The sequence below is a fragment of the Daejeonella oryzae DSM 19973 genome (genome assembly GCF_000422945.1).
Taxonomy (GTDB): domain Bacteria; phylum Bacteroidota; class Bacteroidia; order Sphingobacteriales; family Sphingobacteriaceae; genus Daejeonella; species Daejeonella oryzae.
The window spans coordinates 1,355,157-1,373,257 of record NZ_AUHA01000002.1 but is presented as its reverse complement, the minus strand read 5'-3'; the positions used below and the strand labels follow the sequence as shown (position 1 = coordinate 1,373,257).

The 18,101-nt window shown below is 36.8% G+C and carries 7 protein-coding genes and 1 tRNA gene; 1 reads left to right on the top strand and 7 read right to left on the bottom strand.

The window, feature by feature from the left end:
* Positions 1-297: 297 nt before the first annotated feature.
* The 7 genes from G521_RS0106395 to G521_RS0106365 all read right to left on the bottom strand — a co-directional run bounded on the left by G521_RS0106395 (position 298) and on the right by G521_RS0106365 (position 14,441).
* Positions 298-2,793 carry a T9SS type A sorting domain-containing protein gene (locus tag G521_RS0106395; protein ID WP_026897806.1) on the bottom strand — a complete coding sequence of 832 codons (2,496 nt, stop codon included), beginning with the start codon at positions 2,791-2,793 and terminating at the stop codon, positions 298-300.
* A gap of 91 nt (positions 2,794-2,884) precedes the next feature.
* Entirely contained in the window at positions 2,885-11,509 is an 8,625-nt protein-coding gene (locus G521_RS0106390; RefSeq protein WP_155975681.1) for a T9SS type A sorting domain-containing protein, read from the bottom strand.
* A 659-nt stretch (positions 11,510-12,168) separates the two neighbouring features.
* Positions 12,169-12,459 carry a hypothetical protein gene (locus G521_RS0106385; protein ID WP_026897804.1) on the bottom strand — a complete coding sequence of 97 codons (291 nt, stop codon included), beginning with the start codon at positions 12,457-12,459 and terminating at the stop codon, positions 12,169-12,171.
* 452 nt (positions 12,460-12,911) lie between these two features.
* Positions 12,912-12,989 (bottom strand) — tRNA-Val (locus G521_RS0106380).
* A 60-nt stretch (positions 12,990-13,049) separates the two neighbouring features.
* Positions 13,050-13,775: a DNA repair protein RecO gene (gene recO, locus G521_RS0106375; RefSeq protein WP_026897803.1), complete on the bottom strand. Its 726-nt coding sequence runs from the start codon at positions 13,773-13,775 to the stop codon at positions 13,050-13,052.
* Between the two features lies 1 nt (position 13,776).
* Positions 13,777-14,124, bottom strand: a complete 348-nt coding sequence (locus G521_RS0106370; protein WP_026897802.1) for a diacylglycerol kinase family protein — start codon at positions 14,122-14,124, stop codon at positions 13,777-13,779.
* Positions 14,125-14,180: 56 nt separating this feature from the next.
* Entirely contained in the window at positions 14,181-14,441 is a 261-nt protein-coding gene (locus G521_RS0106365) for a hypothetical protein (protein WP_036678248.1), read from the bottom strand.
* A 267-nt stretch (positions 14,442-14,708) separates the two neighbouring features.
* Here G521_RS0106365 and ileS point away from each other — a divergent pair, with 267 nt between their 5' ends.
* Complete coding sequence (gene ileS, locus G521_RS0106360; RefSeq protein ID WP_026897800.1) at positions 14,709-18,101, top strand: isoleucine--tRNA ligase; 3,393 nt, start codon at positions 14,709-14,711, stop codon at positions 18,099-18,101.

Below are 18,101 nucleotides of genomic sequence, written 5' to 3'. Positions count from 1 at the left end.
TTCTATTCTTCGCACGCAATAAGACAATTTTCATTCCTGCCGGTTTGTATTTATACCGTTGGATTTAACAAATTAATATACTCTTATAGATTATTTTTTAAAGCCTTTATTCCGAGTCAATAAAGATGTTTTTTCTGACTTTCAGTAAAAAAAGAAGATTGAAATCTGAGGATAAATTATAAATATTCGGGAATCAAAAAATATAAATATTTATAAAAATGGGAAATACTTTCTCACATCGGGGAAGTAAATTTACACATTGCGGGAAATTTTCAAACTAGCAGCATAAATCAGAGTTTACTTTTTACCAACAATAAACCTAACTGACCCTAAAAACTTATTGGATTTGGGTTCTGAAATTTTTAATAAATACACTCCATCCTTTAAATGATTGACATTTAATTTGATTGGATTAATAGATGAAATTATAGAATCAGAAAGATGCTGACCATTTATATTAAAAACACTTAATTGAATGAAAGGGTTAGTATTTTGAGATAAAAGGATTTTTATTTCATCTGATGCCGGATTGGGAAACAGGAGAATTGAAAAATTCGAATCGGATTGTTTATCGAGTAAGTAAATAGGAATTGTCTTTGAATAATTGGTTTTACCATCCAAAGTCACGTATCTTAACCTATAATAATTCAAACCTACATTAGGCGAGGTATCAGAAAATACAAAATTCAAAGTTGAAGAATTCTGTGCGTTGATAGTTCCTATAACCGAGTAATTTAAACTATCAGTTGATTTCTCAATGTAATAGCTGGTATTAACCTGATTGCTTATTTCCCAGGAAAGATCGATGTTACTTTGAATTTTTAGGGCAGAGAAATTCAAAATTGTCATTTCCGGATTTAAGGCAGGTTGAAAAATCACTTTAAAGCGATTGCTTCCAAAAGTATTTTGATTAGATTTATCAATTAAAAATTCATAAACTGGAGTTATTTTTAAATTAGTTAAAGTATTTAAAAACTCATCTTTAAGAACTATTTCTCCTGCAAAGTTTTTCGGAATTTCAGTAAAAATCAATTTTAAATTTCCACTTGCCGTACCATTTACTGCTAATTTAATCTCATCCACAGCTTTAAGAGAAGGCATAAAATTAATTGCTAAATTCTTTCCATCTGCAGATAAACTCGATAATGAAACTGTACTGCCGTTAAAATATATAGCATCAGCGTCACCATATTCGGCAAGATAATTATCATTAAATACAATAGCTGTTTCATCTTGATTTTGCGAATCCTGTAAAAATATTCTTAAAATATCTGATGGCATCTCATTAACAGAATTTGAGGTTGACATCAAAATATCATCTGAAGTTGTCAGCAATCTGGCAGGAGAATTATTTACAGCTTTACAATTTTCTGTAAAAGTTACAAATGCTCCCGGTCCTTTAGCTTTTATATAAAATCCTTGTCCGGTTTGTATGTAAGGCAAATTTGTTGAAATTGGAGAAGTTCCGTAGGTATCTGTTAAGGGAGGACCGCCATTTGTAGTAACACCATTACTGTAAGTAATCATTCCTCCTCCCGGTTTAATTACAGATATTAAATTCTCTTCAATATTTGATTTAATGATTCCTGAAGAATTCCAATTGATAGTCGAAGGATATGGATTTCCAACCAAATTATAACCATTATATCCCGCATCGTTGGGATGTTCTGTTCGATAAGTATAAGATAAAGATGGAACATTGACAGAGCCCTGATTTATGGGACCAGTATAAGTAACTGCAAAACTTTCGGGAATTGCATAGGAACCATTTACGGGCACCAATTTATTCCCGGATAAATTGCTGCGGTTGCCCCGATAAAAAAGAAAAAATCCCAGGCCAGGAGTTGATTTTGAACTTGTACTGTTGATATTCAAATACTGAGCTGATGCACCTGCCCCATAGCTTACTGTTTCATTGTATTTTAAGATTGTTGGAGAATTGGGTGCTGGTGCAGGCTCAAATCCTGACCCGTTTCCAGTGATGAACATATAATTTTTTAATTGTTCAAAAACGGAAGGAGTTGAAGTATCATTAATGGGAGATGAAACGGTGCGTGTTCCCCGCATGGCATTATTAGGAGCATTTCCTCCGGTAAACCACGATTCAACTTTAACATTCCCGGATACGACAGCACCATTTAATAAGGGACCAATACCGGCATTGGAGTTTGCGTTTGAAGTAAGTGTTAAAAAATTATTGGAATTTAAAGTTGTATTCGCCTGAACAGTTAAATTACCGGTTACATTTACAGAACTCGTTAAAGTTTTAGTAACACCTCCGCTTATTATCAAATTGTAATAATTATTAACTAATGCTGCAGTTCCTAATATAGGCTGATTGTAAGTACCATAATATTCTATAGTCCCTAAACCGGGAGTAAATTCTCCTAAATCAGGAGCAGTAAAACTTTGACCTACTCTAAGGGTTCCACCCAATGTCATATCAAGAGAACCGAATTTAGGTTCATTCTTACCTAGAATTATATCATTAACAACAGTTAACACCGAGCCTGCTTTAAAAACCAAAAATCCTTCGCCATTATTAGCTCCTGCTTCTCCTACTGTTAAACTTAGGCAGGTAGCGTTACTAACATCAATGGTTAACGATGCATTATTCTTTACTGTAACAAAATCTGCTGCGGTAGGCTTTCCGCCTGCACCACTCCCGGATGTAATATTACTCCAGTTAGTATCCGTAATTATTGAAATAGAAGCTGCCTGCAGGTAGGAATTTGCCGAAAAAATTATATTGGAGAAAATAAAGAGAATTAAAAATCTTGAATATGATCTCATATAAAATTCAATATGAGCTTTATACGAAATGTTTATATATTAAGTTACCTCTCTGTTTTTTTAAATGAAAAATCTATATCCAATCTTGAGATTATTCCTTTATAAATTTAGCACGGTTGATGAATTCTTTATTTCCCAAATCTATTAGTTCAACTATGTAGACCCCGCTATTTAAACTCGTTATATCCTGCTTAAAATATTCGCCATAATTTAATGAAGTAAACGTCCGGGTAATTACTTTCTGACTACTTGTATTGTAAATATTCAACTGAATAGGTTGATTTGATATCAGATCAATTTTTAAATTAAGTTCATTTCTGGCTGGATTCGGAAATACAGAGAAATTTGCTTTAAGAGGATTTATATTAGTTATTGTAATAACTTCTGAATGTGTATACTGACCCTGTAAATCAAATTGTTTCAGTCTGTAATAATTTATCCCTTGATATGGCTTTTCATCCAGAAAAATATAATTGGTTTTAACCGAAGTATTACCTGCTCCTTTAATCTTTCCAATTGTTGAATACGATATTCCATCCCGGGAATGTTCAACTTCAAAATAATCGTTATTAACCTCACCATCAGTAATCCACTTCAATTCTGAGCCTAACCTCACAGCCTTTCCGACAAAAGAAAAATACTTGACTTTGGTAACCAATGGTTCTTTAAAAATTATCTTAAATCTTTCAGAACCAAATGTTAAAGAGTTTGAACGGTCAATTAGGAATTCATAAACAGGGTTTTCTTTTACATTTGTGATGTTATTCAAAAATATATCTTTAAGAAAAACCTGTTGATCAAACGATTCAATTACATTTAAGAAATTCAACTTCAAATTTCCGCTGGAGGCAGAATTTACAGTCAGCCCTATTTCAGATACATCATTAATATCAGGCATAAAGTTAATTGCCATATTTTTACCATCACTTGTTTGGCTGGATAATGTAACAGAACTTCCTGCCAGATAAGTAGCATCCAAAGCTCCAAATGAAGCATCAAAATCTTTTTTAAATACAATTGCGGTTTCGTCGGTATTAAAATCATCTTTTAGTGTAAGCCGCAAAATTTTAGGCTGTAATGAGTTTTGAGTGACAAGCCCGTTGCTTAATAACCTTGCAGGAGCCGTGGAAACTCCGGCGACAGAAATTGCTTTCGAATTTTCTGTAAATGTTATAAATGAATTTGCCGCCCTTGTTCTAACATAAAATCCCTGTCCGGGCTGGATATAGTACGGAATTTCGGGTGTATAATTAGGGTCTGCAACCGATGCTCCTGAAGGAATGGCACCCTGCCCTCCATTAGTTATAATTCCACCGCTATAGGTTATCATTCCGCCGCCGGGTCTGATAATGGCTATCATATTATCTACTATTGAATTATTGGACCTTGTTACTTTTGTCCAGTCGATTGTAGCAGGATAGGGATTTCCAACCAAGTTAAATCCATTATACTCAGGATCTCTTAATCCCGAATTGGGAGTATAAGAAAGATTCATATTTACATTTCCTTTATTTATTTGCCCCCTGTAAGTAATAGACATACTTTCCGGAGTATCAAAAGGAGATACAACTTTTGAACCTGCGGCCGTATTATTGTCAGACTTATCGCCTCTGTAGTACAAAAAGAAACCCAAACCCGCCGGGATTCGTGTGTTATTTATATCGGGAATAAGATTATATTGAGCTAATGCTCCCTGGTCATACGTAGCAGATTCTTTGTAAGTAAAAAGAGTTTCAGCAAATGGGTCGGTAGGATAAACATCAAAGCCGCCTGAACCAGATCCTGTTATAAACATATATGCTTGCAATTGCTTAAAAACGGCTACCGATGTTGTCGCATCATTTACAGGTGATGACATTGTTCGCGTTCCTCTGTTTGCATTGGTAGAAACTGAATTGGTTGCAGGACCGCCGGTTAACCATGATTCGACATTTACAATTCCGGACACATCTGCACCCGCCGTAAAACTTCCAATATTAGAGGTGGTGGTCGCGGTTGAAACCATCGTTAAATTTCCGTTAGAAGATAAAACTCCTGTAGTTGGAATTAGATTACCTATAACTTTAAGTGGATTTCCCAAATTCACCGTTTGGCCATTGCTGTTTAATGTGATATTTTTCAATGAATTTGATATTCCGTCTGCAGTCTGGTCAAATTTCAAATCTGTTATAAAACTTCCCTGAAGAATTAAATTGCTTGTTGAACTCCCAATTACAGATCCCTCTTCCTTAATTACAGATACTGTTGAAGTTCCTAATGTAAGCGTGAAGCCGTTCAGTTTTATGGTTGCATTCCCCAGGAGGTTGAAATTATTTGAGATAAAATCAACATCCAGCATAGGGTAATTTTTATTAGAAACGTCTGGTATTGTAACGCTTGTCCCATTACCCGGCACACCACATACCGTCCAGTTAGCAGCATTAGTCCATAAATTGTTTACGCCGTTCCCGGTCCAGATATAACCATCGGATATTGATAAAGTGACGGTATTGTTGGTAATAAGTGGCGTAAAGCAGCTTACAGAATTAGAAGCTGTAGTACTGCTTATAGAATTTATAGTTAAAATTTGCCCATTGTTTGCAGCAGTTACAGCAATTGGAAAACTTCCGATTCCGGAGGAATTAGATACAATTCCGGAGACAGATACCGGACTTGCACTGCCAAGTGTATAAATAATTGTTGAAGTACTGTTCGCCAGTAAACCGTTAATATCAACGGTTAAGGAAGGACCGTTACAAACCGGAGCACTGGAAACTCCGCCCAAAGTTGCCATCGGATTAATAGTTAAACTAAATGGACTACCGGCATTGGAACAGCCGCTACCATTGTTAACAGTAACTGTTCCGGTGTAAGTGCCCGCTGCTGCGGATGCCGGAACAGAGAGATTAAGCGAACCAAGAGGTAATGCTGCCGCGTTAACATTTTCAAAACCTGCAGAAATAGCTGCAGCAGACCATACAATGTTGTATGTGGTTGGAGAAGTTAAATTAGAACCACTATATATAATTGGAGCCAATTGTCCGACAGTACTATAACATACTATAACATTTCCTGAACTTGCAGTTGCCAAAGAAATTGTTGGCAAAGGATTTACAGTAATAGTAAAATTTGCTGTTGTAGAAGCACATCCACCGTAAGTCGTAGTTAGTTTATAAGTATAAGTCCCCACTGATAAAGGCGTTATTGTTGCTGTATTACCTGATACTGTAAAACCTGGTGGCCAGGTATAAGAGATGGCTTGATATGAACCAGTTATATTCACATCATCTAAAGCCCAATTGCTTCCTGTAGTGCCCAGATAATAAAAACGAATTTTTAAATTAGACTGCCCTAAATAAGCATTCAAATCAATAGAAGCTTTAGTAAAAGTATTTGTTGATGGAGAATTTAATACACCCTGATAAATTAGCAACGGAGTGGCTTGATAAGTAACACCCCCGTCCAAGGATATCTCAACTTTACCGATGGAACCTGCAGCAAAATTATAAGCCTCCCACCATTCAAGGCTTGCAGATATTCTTCCAACAGTACTGAATACAGGTGATGATAAAATACTGATGTTACTGGCGGAGTTTGTCAGTCCATTAACGATCATGAATTTACCGCCGCTTGGGGTATTGGGGTTATTATAAATTTTACCGTTATATGATTTCCCACCATTAGCTTCACCCCAATCACTATTATCGGCCCCATTGCTATTATTTGCATTGTCGCCACTCCATCCTGGAGGATTGGCATTATTAAAACTACCTCCTGATATATCTCCAAGAGCACTGAAACCACTTGCACTAAAGGTTACTGCCTGACCTAAACATATCACAGAAGAAGGTAATGCTGTAATTGAAGGAGTAAAAGGCGGATTAATCGTGACTCTTCTTAAAGACATTGTAGAAGGACCATTACAGCCATTGGCTGTTACCTGAATAAATACCGTACCTGAGAAACCGTTCGCCCATGTCATAACTCCTCCAGATGAAATAGAACCTGCAGCATTATTGCTTAATGTCCAGTTGAATCCGGTGTTGTTTGTTGTGGTTGTTGCATACGTTGTTGTTGTAGTTCCGTTTGTTAACTGACATACTGGTTCGATTCCACTGCTAATGCTGATCGGTGTGGGTGTTCCCACTGTCGGACTAATATTCACCGTTCTAAAAACTTGGGCAGATGGACCATTACAACCATTGGCGGTTACCCGAATATCTACTGAACCCGAAAAGCCGCTGGTCCATGTCATTAGTCCTGTGGAAGCATTAATAAAACCTGCGGATGCATTACTTATTGACCAATTGAAACCAGAGCTGTTTGTTGAAGTTGTTGCATATGTGGTAGTAGTAGTTGCATTTGTTAACTGGCAGGTTGGCTCATTACCTGCAAAAATTGAAACTGCTGTAGGTATACCTACAGCAGGAGTTATAATTACTGTTCTGATTACCTGAGCAGAAGGTCCATTGCAGCCATTTGCAATTACCTGAATATTTACTGAGCCGGAGAATCCGGTTGCCCATGTCATTACTCCTGAAATTGCATCAATAGTACCAGCTGCAGCATTGCTTATTGACCAATTGAAGCCCGAATTATTAGTTGCTGATGTGCTGTATGTTGTTGTGGGAGTGGATCCTGTTATTTGACAGGGAGGTTCTGTTCCTGCAGAAATTGTAATTGCTGCGGGCGTACTTACTGTTGGTGTGATATTAACTGTTCTTATCACTTGTGTTGATGGACCGTTACAACCACTCGCCGTAACCTGAATATTCACAGTTCCAGAGAAGCCTGCTGTCCAGGTCATAATACCGGATGAATTAATGGAACCCGCTGCGGCATTGCTTACTGACCAATTCAAGTTTAAGCTGTTATTTGCAGTTGAACCATAGGTTGTTGTTGTAGGTAATACTATTTGACACGCAGGTTCTATTCCTGCATCAACTGTTATTGCAGTTGGTGTGCTTACTGTCGGTGTTACAGTAACTGTTCGGATCACCGGAGATGATATACCATTACATCCATTTGCTGATACTTGGATATTAACTGTACCTGAAAAACCATTTGCCCATGTCATTAATCCTGTAGAAGATATTACGCCTGCGGAAGAGTTACTTAATGACCAATTTAAACTGGTGCTATTCGTTACTGATGTTGCATAAGTGGTGGTTGTAGTACCATTTACGAGTTGACAGGTTGGTTCTAAACCATTTCCTATTGTAATTGCTGTTGGTGTTCCTACAGCAGGTGTTACAGTTACCAATGTAGTTTTAACAATGTCGGGACAGGTTCCTGATCCTGGAATAGTATAAGTCACGGTGTATGTCCCTGCATTGCTGGTACTTGGGGTAATATCTCCATTTACTGAGTTTATGCTTAAACCTAAGGGTGCACTAAAAATTCCACTTACATCACCTCCTGTTAAAATAGCTGGATTAGCAGATCCATCTGATTGGCAGAAAGGGGTACCCGAATAGGTGATCACAGGATTTGGCGCTCCGTTTATTTCAACGAAAGTTGTAAATTCTACCGGACAATTAAGAGTGGTATATTTTACAAGGTAAGTTCCCGGAATGCTAGTAGAAGGAGTAATAATCCCGGTTGAAGAGTTAATATTCAATCCCAGAGTTGAAGAATAGGTTCCTCCTAAATAAACTCCAGTACCGACCAATGTCACCGGCCTTGGAACATCTGCGGTACAAAATGGCTGACCTGGATAGCTTATGCTTCCTGTTGGAGAATCCACGATGGACACATCTGCTGTAATTTGAACAATCCCACAAGGACCTGAAGCTGGAATAGAATATAGGACAGTATAATTACCAGCCGCATTATTACCCGGAGTAAAAGCACCTGTACTTGCATCTATTATTAACCCGTCCGGTGAACTATACGTACCTCCCGAAGTTCCTGTTAAAACAGGAAATTGGGCTGAGGTTATAGATAGACAATATGAACTGGAATAACTGAGAGTTGCAGCAGGTCTGGTAACAATAGTTACTGATGTTGTAACTGGAACAGCAGCACAACCGCCGGAAGCCGGAATTGTATAAGTTATAATATGGGTTCCGCCAGTACTGCCGTTAGGAGTGAAAGCCCCAGTTATTGGGTCAATAACTAAACCTGCATCTGAAGAAAATGTTCCGCCGGAAAAAGCTCCGGTCCCTGTTAAAGTAGCAGTCTGTGCAGTTTCATCAGAAGTACAAAATGGGCCTCCTGAATAACTGATAAATGCAGTAGGCACCGGAGTAATAATGACATCAGTTGTTACTGTTGATTTTGGGTAAGGGCCGAATGCAGGAATATTATACGTTACCGTGTGCAAGCCGGCTGTGCTGGCATTTGGAGTAATTGTGCCCGAGGCGTCAATGGCTAATCCGGATGTGGCTGTATAATTACCACCTGTATATGCTCCGGTACCGCTTAGATTAATAGTATACGCTGTATTATCTAAAATGCAAAAAGAGGCTGGAATATAATTTATTATTGCGGTTGGCGCAGTGGTTATATTGATTATGGTTGTTGAAGTTATAGCTCCGCATCCGCCGACAGCTGCAGTTGTATAGGTTATGGTATGATTACCTATAGTGCTTAAATCTGGTCTTATATCTCCTGTAACAGAATTTATAGATAATCCCGCATCCGAAGTAAATGTACCTCCGGTGTATGAATTGGTACCTGTAAGCGTAACCGACTGGGGCGAACTTGTAATCTTGGCGAATGGGGATGTAGCATATTCAAGTAAGGTTATCGTTGAAGGTTGAGTAACTGTGAGTGTAGCACTGCTTGAATTCACCGTGCCGTTAATATTAGTATAAACTGAGCGGTAACGATATCCGTTTATGCTAGCAACTGCCCCAGATATAGTGAGCGTATTAGTAGTAAAGTTGGTATATACACTACCACCATCAGTGGAAGCGAGAATATCTACCCATGTGATGCCATCTGTACTACGTTGCCATTTAACCGTTGGTGCTGGGATGGAAGATGATGTACTTGTCAATAAGGCAGTATTGCCATTGCATACAGAAGTATTAACAGGTTGTAATAAAACACTTGGCACCGGATGTCTTTCGCCGATAGCAAAATCACCAAATGTAGATTGTCCTTCAACCTCTGTACTTATGGCGGTACGAAGACCGGTTGTCGGGGCTGTCCAAGAACTGTTAAAATTACGAACCACAAAATTTCCAAACACCGCACCAGCAGGAATATCGGAAGATATATATCCAAATATTGCATCATACACCCCGGCAAGACCGTCTGATGTTAAATTCCAATAAGGGGTAATTGATCTGGGAGTAATATTATCAAGCCCTGAACTAGCAATTTGAGGATGAAAACCCGTTAATTGTGCCACGGTTAAGTTTCCAGGGGTTGATATAGTAAAATAGATGATTCTCAAAGGTCTGTATACGGTAGCATTTCCTATTGGATAGGTTTTATATGTACCAGTGTTAGAAATATATTGCTGAAGATTTCCGTTTATCCATCCATTGGTACGAGAAACTGAACCACCGTTAGTTACTATTATTTTATTAGCTCCGGTAGTTATAACACCGTTTGTGAGAGCGAGGGAATTATTAATTGTGACATTACCCCCTATCGACGATATTCCTGCATTATTATCAATAACAAGGTTATTAAAGGTAAAAGCTGGAATGGTTTGCACTAAAGTACCATTGAAGTTTACAGTACTGGTTGTGATGGTATAGGCTCCATTCCCTGGTGTAAAAGATCCTGAAACCCGTATAGTTCCTGCGGGAGCAAGCGTTCTTGTACCATTACCGGAGTTAGTAAGATTTGCATAATTTACTGCCCGGATAGTTTGAGGCCCTGTGGAATTGTAGTTTACAGTAGTACCTGCAGCAATAGTATTTGTACCAAAAGCAGGGTATATTGTGTTAGATGCGCCACTCCCAATGTTAAAATTTCCAGAGCTAAGATTTAAAGTCCCGGTACTTGTAATTTGATTTCCATTATCATTTAGGATGCTATTTGCTTTTATATCACCAATTGTAAGATTCGTTAATGTAACAGGAGCACCCAAATTTACTCCAACTGAGTTATTGACTTTTAAAGTCCCATAAGTTGTATAAGCTGCATTTAAAGTTTGTAAAGAAGTACCATTATAATTTACTATACCCGTTGAAGGAGTAAAAACTGAAGTTGTAAATGTTCCAGTTACATTTAATGTGCCGGTTCCAGTAAAAATTACAGAAGCTGAAGCAGTATTTGTACCCGTACCATTTAAAGAAGTTCCTGTCACATTACCTAAAACTGTGACTATCCCTGAAGCATTTACGGTTAAATTCGTTCTTCCATTCCCCCCTGATCCGGTTAATCGATTCCCCGGGGTTTGATTTATATTTCCACTTAATAAAGTACCATTTACAATCAATGAGGTACTATTAATGTTTCCATTGCCCATTGCTGAAGCACTGCCTATTGTTATTGCACCAGTTCCTGCACCTACTGTAAGTGTTTGACCTGCGTTTATTGTTACACTTGTTGAAGTATTATTTGTTGAGTTATTTATTTGAAGTGTAGCGCAAACTGCTGGGGTAGTAATCTGAACGGAGAGTCCGGCGTTAATAACGGCATTTTCTGAAGATAAAGGTATATGACCTAAGCTCCAGGTTCCTGAATTCCAGTCAATACCAGCAGTCATGGTATTGGTCTGAGATTTTGCATTAAATGCGCAAAGCAAAAAAATAATTAATAAAAAAATGGGCATTAGCCCCTTTAAGGAGAAAAAATTTCCCCAAATAAAAATTTTACCAACTTTTACTTTATGATATAATACTGATCTATTCGAAGCAAAAATAGGTTGGCAATGCTGTGATCTAAAAAAATGTAAATTTATTCCCATCCCTGTAGGTTTAAGCTGAATAAAAATTAATATCGCCCCGGATTAAACATTTGTATATCAGCATAAATCAGAAAAGAAAAATTAAGAGATAAGAAATTTTACTATTAGAATTTATATCACTAAGCTCTTATCGGTCCTAATAAATTTACCATAGAAATGACAAAAAACACAATACAATTTAATTAAGCATAAAGCATATTAACCACAGATTATGTGAATTTTATACACAAGATGATAGTTTCTCTAGGGAAGAATACCTTAAGAATTCTCTGCTAATCTTTTATCGGAAAAAATTAGTCATGAAAACTTGGTTAGCACATATAAACTGAGGAAAGAAAAAATAAAAAATGAAAAAGCATCAATGCTCATTTCTTGAATAAACACATATCAGGGTATAATAAAATTATTGTTTAAAATTAACTCAATAGACTTTATTGACCGTTGAAATATCAATAATCAACAGCAAATAATTAAAATATAATCAGAAGCAAAATTCTTTGTTCAATAGAATTTAAAGCAATGATTTATAAAAGGGATAATTCAGGATTAAGAGCTAAATTATCTTCATATGCCTCGCTGAGCTCTTGCACAGAATTCACTACAAAATGTTCTCCCCAAGGACTCCAGGAAATGAATTTCAGCTTTTTTTCTGCATTATTTTCTTCAGGTCTTGAAATCTCTTCATAGATTCCAAAATTTCCCAGATTGTAATAGTTAATCCGGGTATTTCTACGGTTAACTAAATGCGATTTAACCAATTTAAAGCCCATGGATTTAATCCATTCCTTAATAGCAGTTCTTTTTTTTACCGGCATGACTCCCCTCATTTTCAGTTAATTATACAACTCCTAACATACAACTCTGTTTTTTATTTCTGATATAAATTAATCATCAATCTCAACAAATGTTTATTTGCTATGTGGAAAATACTCTCCAGGCAATATTTCGAACTTTTGTTAAAGCTTAATTTTGAAAGTTTTAATTACAAATTTTAAAAGTATTATAATAACTCTCGAAAATTATAAATATTCTTTTTATGAATAAACAGATCTGTTTATAAAATTTGAATTACGGAATGAAGTTGGGGTATATGATGCTTGTAAAGGCCAAAAATTAGACTGCGAGGGGATTGACCTTATTGAATAATTATCTCTTATAGCTGAGCTATTTTATTTCAAATAATAAGATTGAATTAATTTATACTCAAATACGGATGTATGAAACATAAAAAAAGCACTTACAAATGAATGCAAGTGCTTGATTTCCATGGTGGGAGATACTGGGTTCGAACCAGTGACCCCCTGCTTGTAAGGCAGGTGCTCTGAACCAGCTGAGCTAATCTCCCTTGTTTTGGGAATGCAAATATATACCTCTAAATCTATTTTGCAAAATTATTTTTGATTTTTTAGCTAAGTACTTCTTCCAGAACATGATGCGATTTGATTAAACCAAATCCTTCGATGTGTAATTGATAATAATCAAGAATTTTGGCCAAAATTATCCTGCGATCAATAGATGAAACAGACAATAAATGCAAATTATCGAAATTACTATTGATCAGTTCTTTCCATTTGCCAATTTGTTCTGGCTCAATAATATTTTTATGCGGAGGTTGTATAATTGAAAAATCTCCGTTTTGAAGATCAAAATAATTTGAATGTTTAGCCAGGGTATTATCCGGATAGAATCCCAGGAAACGGGTTAATCTTAATAAAAAATATAAATGAAAGTTAGATATTCCCTGCTCAGTACGATCCAGTATTTCTATTGCATGAAACAGAAATTCAAATAACACATCATCTGCAGTTTGCTGCCTGATGGATTTATATAGAACTTCATTTAAAAACATAACAAGAGAACTTTTAACTATATCATACGGAATACTTAAAAAAGCCGGCTGATGCCGTACCTCTGCAATTCGCTGAATACCGCCCGAAGGTTTATGATAAACCACCATATCTAACAAAAAAAGCGGCTGAAGAATATTTTGATTTATTTTAGCCCGGGGTTTTTTAACTCCGTTTATCAGGTAAGACTGAAGTCCGAATTTCTCTGTAAAAATCTGAGCAACTACGCTGGTTTCAGAATAGTCTGTCGTCTTAAATACAATCCCACGGGTTTTATAAAGCATTTTATAAAATCTTAGGTATGAAAATTATTAAGCCGGTAATAATCGCTAATAAAGACGCTAATAAAACTGAAGCGGCGGATAAATCTTTAACAATTCCGGCTTTAACATGATAGCCTGGTGAAACAAGGTCTGTTAATACTTCAATAGAGGTATTTATTAATTCTGCAATTAACACCACTGATATTACAGTTATGAGCCACAACCATTCCTGAGAAGATAATTGATAATACCATCCCATAATGATGACAAAAACCATTAATGATATATGGATTTTAAAATTCAGTTGAGTCGTGAAAGCGTAAATCAAGCCTTTAAATGCGAAAGCAAAACTTCTGAGGAGTTTTTTCACGTCGTGATGCTAATAATATCTCTTTGAAGAGAAAAATGAAATCCAATGAATTTAATTTACTCAGTTTTACTTGCCGGATCTTCGTTCTCTAACTTTTCTGCTTCTTCAGCTCTTTCCTCCAGTAATGAACGCCGCTCAATTTTGCGGATAAGGCTATACAATATATACAAAAAACCTGCTCCAAAGGCCAGATAACCAATAATCATGGCCCAGCCATATTTCATCAGTTCGGTTCCCTTAAGGTAATATCCAAATATGATCAGACCTATACCGGCTAAAAAAAACCATATTCCCCGTTTCATGTATTTGTTTGTCATAATGATTCTCTTTACTCTTTAGTGTCTATTTTAGATTATCCGCCAGATTAAAATAAATGGATTTAAATTTTCATCCAATTTTCAATGGCATACTTTAAGATAACCAATTGCATGCCATTAACTAAGTGCATCTACATTGAAGAGATAACCAATCTTAAAATATCCATTAAATATAATCGAAATTATGCATCAATAATATGAATTCCTCAACTTTAGGCATTAAATTTTATAACTTTGCAGCCTTAAATTATCGAGGATAAATCGCTGATGTACAAAGAATATAAACAACTTAATTTATCGCAAACAGGCAAAGAAATACTTGAATACTGGAAAGAGAACAAGATTTTTGAGAAAAGTATAAGTAACCGGTCTGCATCAAAACCATATACATTTTATGAAGGTCCGCCTTCTGCCAACGGAATGCCCGGCATACATCATGTCATGTCGCGTTCTATTAAAGATATATTTTGCCGGTATAAAACTCTTAAAGGATTTCAGGTTAAGCGTAAAGGAGGTTGGGATACTCACGGTTTGCCAATAGAACTTGCTGTTGAAAAAAAATTAGGAATAACCAAGGACGATATAGGTAAAAAAATCTCTGTTGAAGATTATAATGCTGCCTGCCGTACCGAGGTTATGAAATACACGGATGTTTGGAACGACCTGACCGAAAAAATGGGTTATTGGGTAGATTTAAACAACCCGTATGTTACTTACCAGAATGAATACATAGAAACTCTTTGGTGGATCTTGAAAGAGTTTTACAACAAAGATCTTTTATATAAAGGGTATACGGTTCAGCCTTATTCTCCGGCTGCCGGAACCGGTTTAAGTTCCCATGAGCTAAATCAGCCGGGAACTTACAAAATGCTGAAGGATACCTCAATTGTAGCTCAGTTCAGGTTAAAAAACAATCAGGTCCATCCTTTGATTCCTGCTCTTTTTGATGATGAAGCTGAAGATACCGTAATCCTGGCCTGGACAACTACTCCATGGACCTTGCCTGCTAACTGTGCTCTGGCTGTGGGAAATCAGATTACGTATGTCAAGGTAAAAACCTTTAACCAATATACCTATCAACCTGTAAGCGTCATTCTTGCTAAAGATCTGATCGGAAAATACTTTAAAAAAGAAGGAGAAAACGCCTCTTTTCAGGATTATAAAGAAGGTGATAAAATTATACCTTGGAATATCACCGGCGAATTTAAAGGTTCGGATTTATTAAATCTCAGATATCATCAGCTAATGCCATATGTTGATGATGAGAATCTGGAAAAAAATGCATTCAGAGTAATATCGGCTGATTTTGTAACTACCGAAGACGGTACAGGCATTGTTCATACAGCATCAGTGTTTGGAGCAGATGACTTTCGTGCCTGCCGCGAGAACAACGTTCCATCGGTTATGGTAACAGATGAAAAAGGAAATGAATTCCCCCTTGTAAACAAACAGGGAAAATTTGTTGACGAAATAACTGACTTTGCAGGACGGTTTGTAAAAGAAGAATACTACAGCGATGAAGAACGAAAAGATCCTGATTTCAGGCCAACAGATGTTCTTATTGCCATTAAGCTGAAAGAAGACAATAAAGCATTTGACGTTAAAAAATACGAACACAGTTACCCGCATTGCTGGCGTACAGATAAACCTATTTTATATTATCCTTTAGACAGCTGGTTCATAAAAACCACTGCAGTAAAAGATCGTATGGTCGAATTAAACAAAGGGATTAACTGGAAACCCGAATCGACCGGAACAGGGCGTTTTGGCAACTGGCTTGAAAACCTTGTCGACTGGAATCTTTCGCGTTCACGTTACTGGGGAACTCCATTGCCAATCTGGAGATCTCAGGATGGTTCAGAAGAATGCTGCATTGGCTCAATTGAAGAACTTAATAATGGCATTAAAAAATCCGTTGAAGCCGGATTTATGGATGCAGCATTTGAAATTAACGATATGCATCGGCCTTATGTGGATGATGTAATATTGGTTTCTCCAACAGGTAAAAAAATGTTCCGCGAAGCGGATCTGATCGATGTTTGGTTTGATTCTGGCGCTATGCCGTATGCTCAGTGGCATTTCCCTTTTGAAAATAAAGAAGAATTTAAAAATGCCTATCCGGCAGATTTTATTGCCGAAGGTGTAGATCAAACCCGGGGTTGGTTTTTTACGCTTCACGCCATTGCGGTGATGCTGAATGAAACAAGCGATGTAATCAAAGAAATCAATACGGAAATTGGAAACAAGGGCGTGGCATTTAAAAATGTTGTCTCCAACGGATTGGTGCTGGATAAAAACGGAAATAAAATGTCCAAGCGTTTGGGCAACGGCATCGATCCTTTCGATACAATTGAAAAGTATAGTGCAGATGCTTCCAGGTGGTATATGATCAGCAATGCTGCACCCTGGGATAATCTTAAGTTTAATATTGAAGGAATAGATGAAGTGCGGAGAAAATTTTTCGGCACCTTGCATAACACTTATTCTTTCTTCTCATTATATGCCAATATCGACGGTTTTAAATATCAGGAGGAGGAAATTGAAAACTCCGAAAGACCTGAGATCGACCGGTGGATATTATCGTTACTTAATTCTTTATCTCAGGAAGTCGATTCTTATTATGCAGATTTTGAACCAACTAAGGCTGCCCGAGCAATTCAGAATTTCGTTGATGAGAATTTAAGCAACTGGTATGTTCGCTTATGCCGCAGGCGTTTCTGGAAAGGCGATTATTCTTCCGACAAAATCTCCGCATATCAAACTTTGTATACTTGTTTAAATACAGTAACCAAACTAATGTCGCCTATTGCTCCGTTCTTTAGTGATAGGTTATTTTTAGATCTTAATGCTGTCACTGGTAAAGAATTGGTAGAATCAGTACATCTGGCCGATTTCCCTGTATGCAATGAAAGCCTGGTTGATAAAGCTCTTGAAGAAAGAATGGCCTTGGCTCAGGATATATCTTCCATGATTTTATCCTTACGTAAAAAAGTTGGAATCAACGTTCGGCAGCCACTTGGCAAAGCGTTAATACCGGTATTGGATAGTACATTCAAAGATAAAGTCGACAAAGTTAAAGACCTGATCCTCTCTGAAACTAATATTAAAGAAATTGAGTATATATTGGACACTTCAGGAATTATCAGCAAAAAAGTAAGACCAAATTTTAAAGCTCTTGGCCCCAAAGTTGGTAAGGATATGAAGCTGGTTGCAGAAAAATTAACTAATCTTCAACAGCAGGAAATTGCCTTGTTCGAAAGAGAAGAGAAATTTAAGATAGAAGGATCGGATTATACAATAGAATTGCAGGATGTTGAAATTCTGGCTGAAGATGTACCGGGCTGGCAGGTTACCAGCTTAGGCCGCCTAACCGTTGCACTTGACATTACTTTAACTGATGAATTATTGCAGGAGGGAATTTCAAGAGAGCTTGTTAACAGAATCCAGAATTTGCGTAAGGAGTTAAATTTTGAAGTAACAGATAAGATTAATGTACGAGTAGAAAACCACCCGTATATTACGCAAGCTGTGAAAAATAATTTATTATATATTTGCGCCGAAACTCTTGCAGAATCTTTTGTATTGGATAACGAAACAGCTAAAGGAGAAAAGATTATTATAGAAAATAACGAATTTACCATATTAATTACAAAAGCTTAA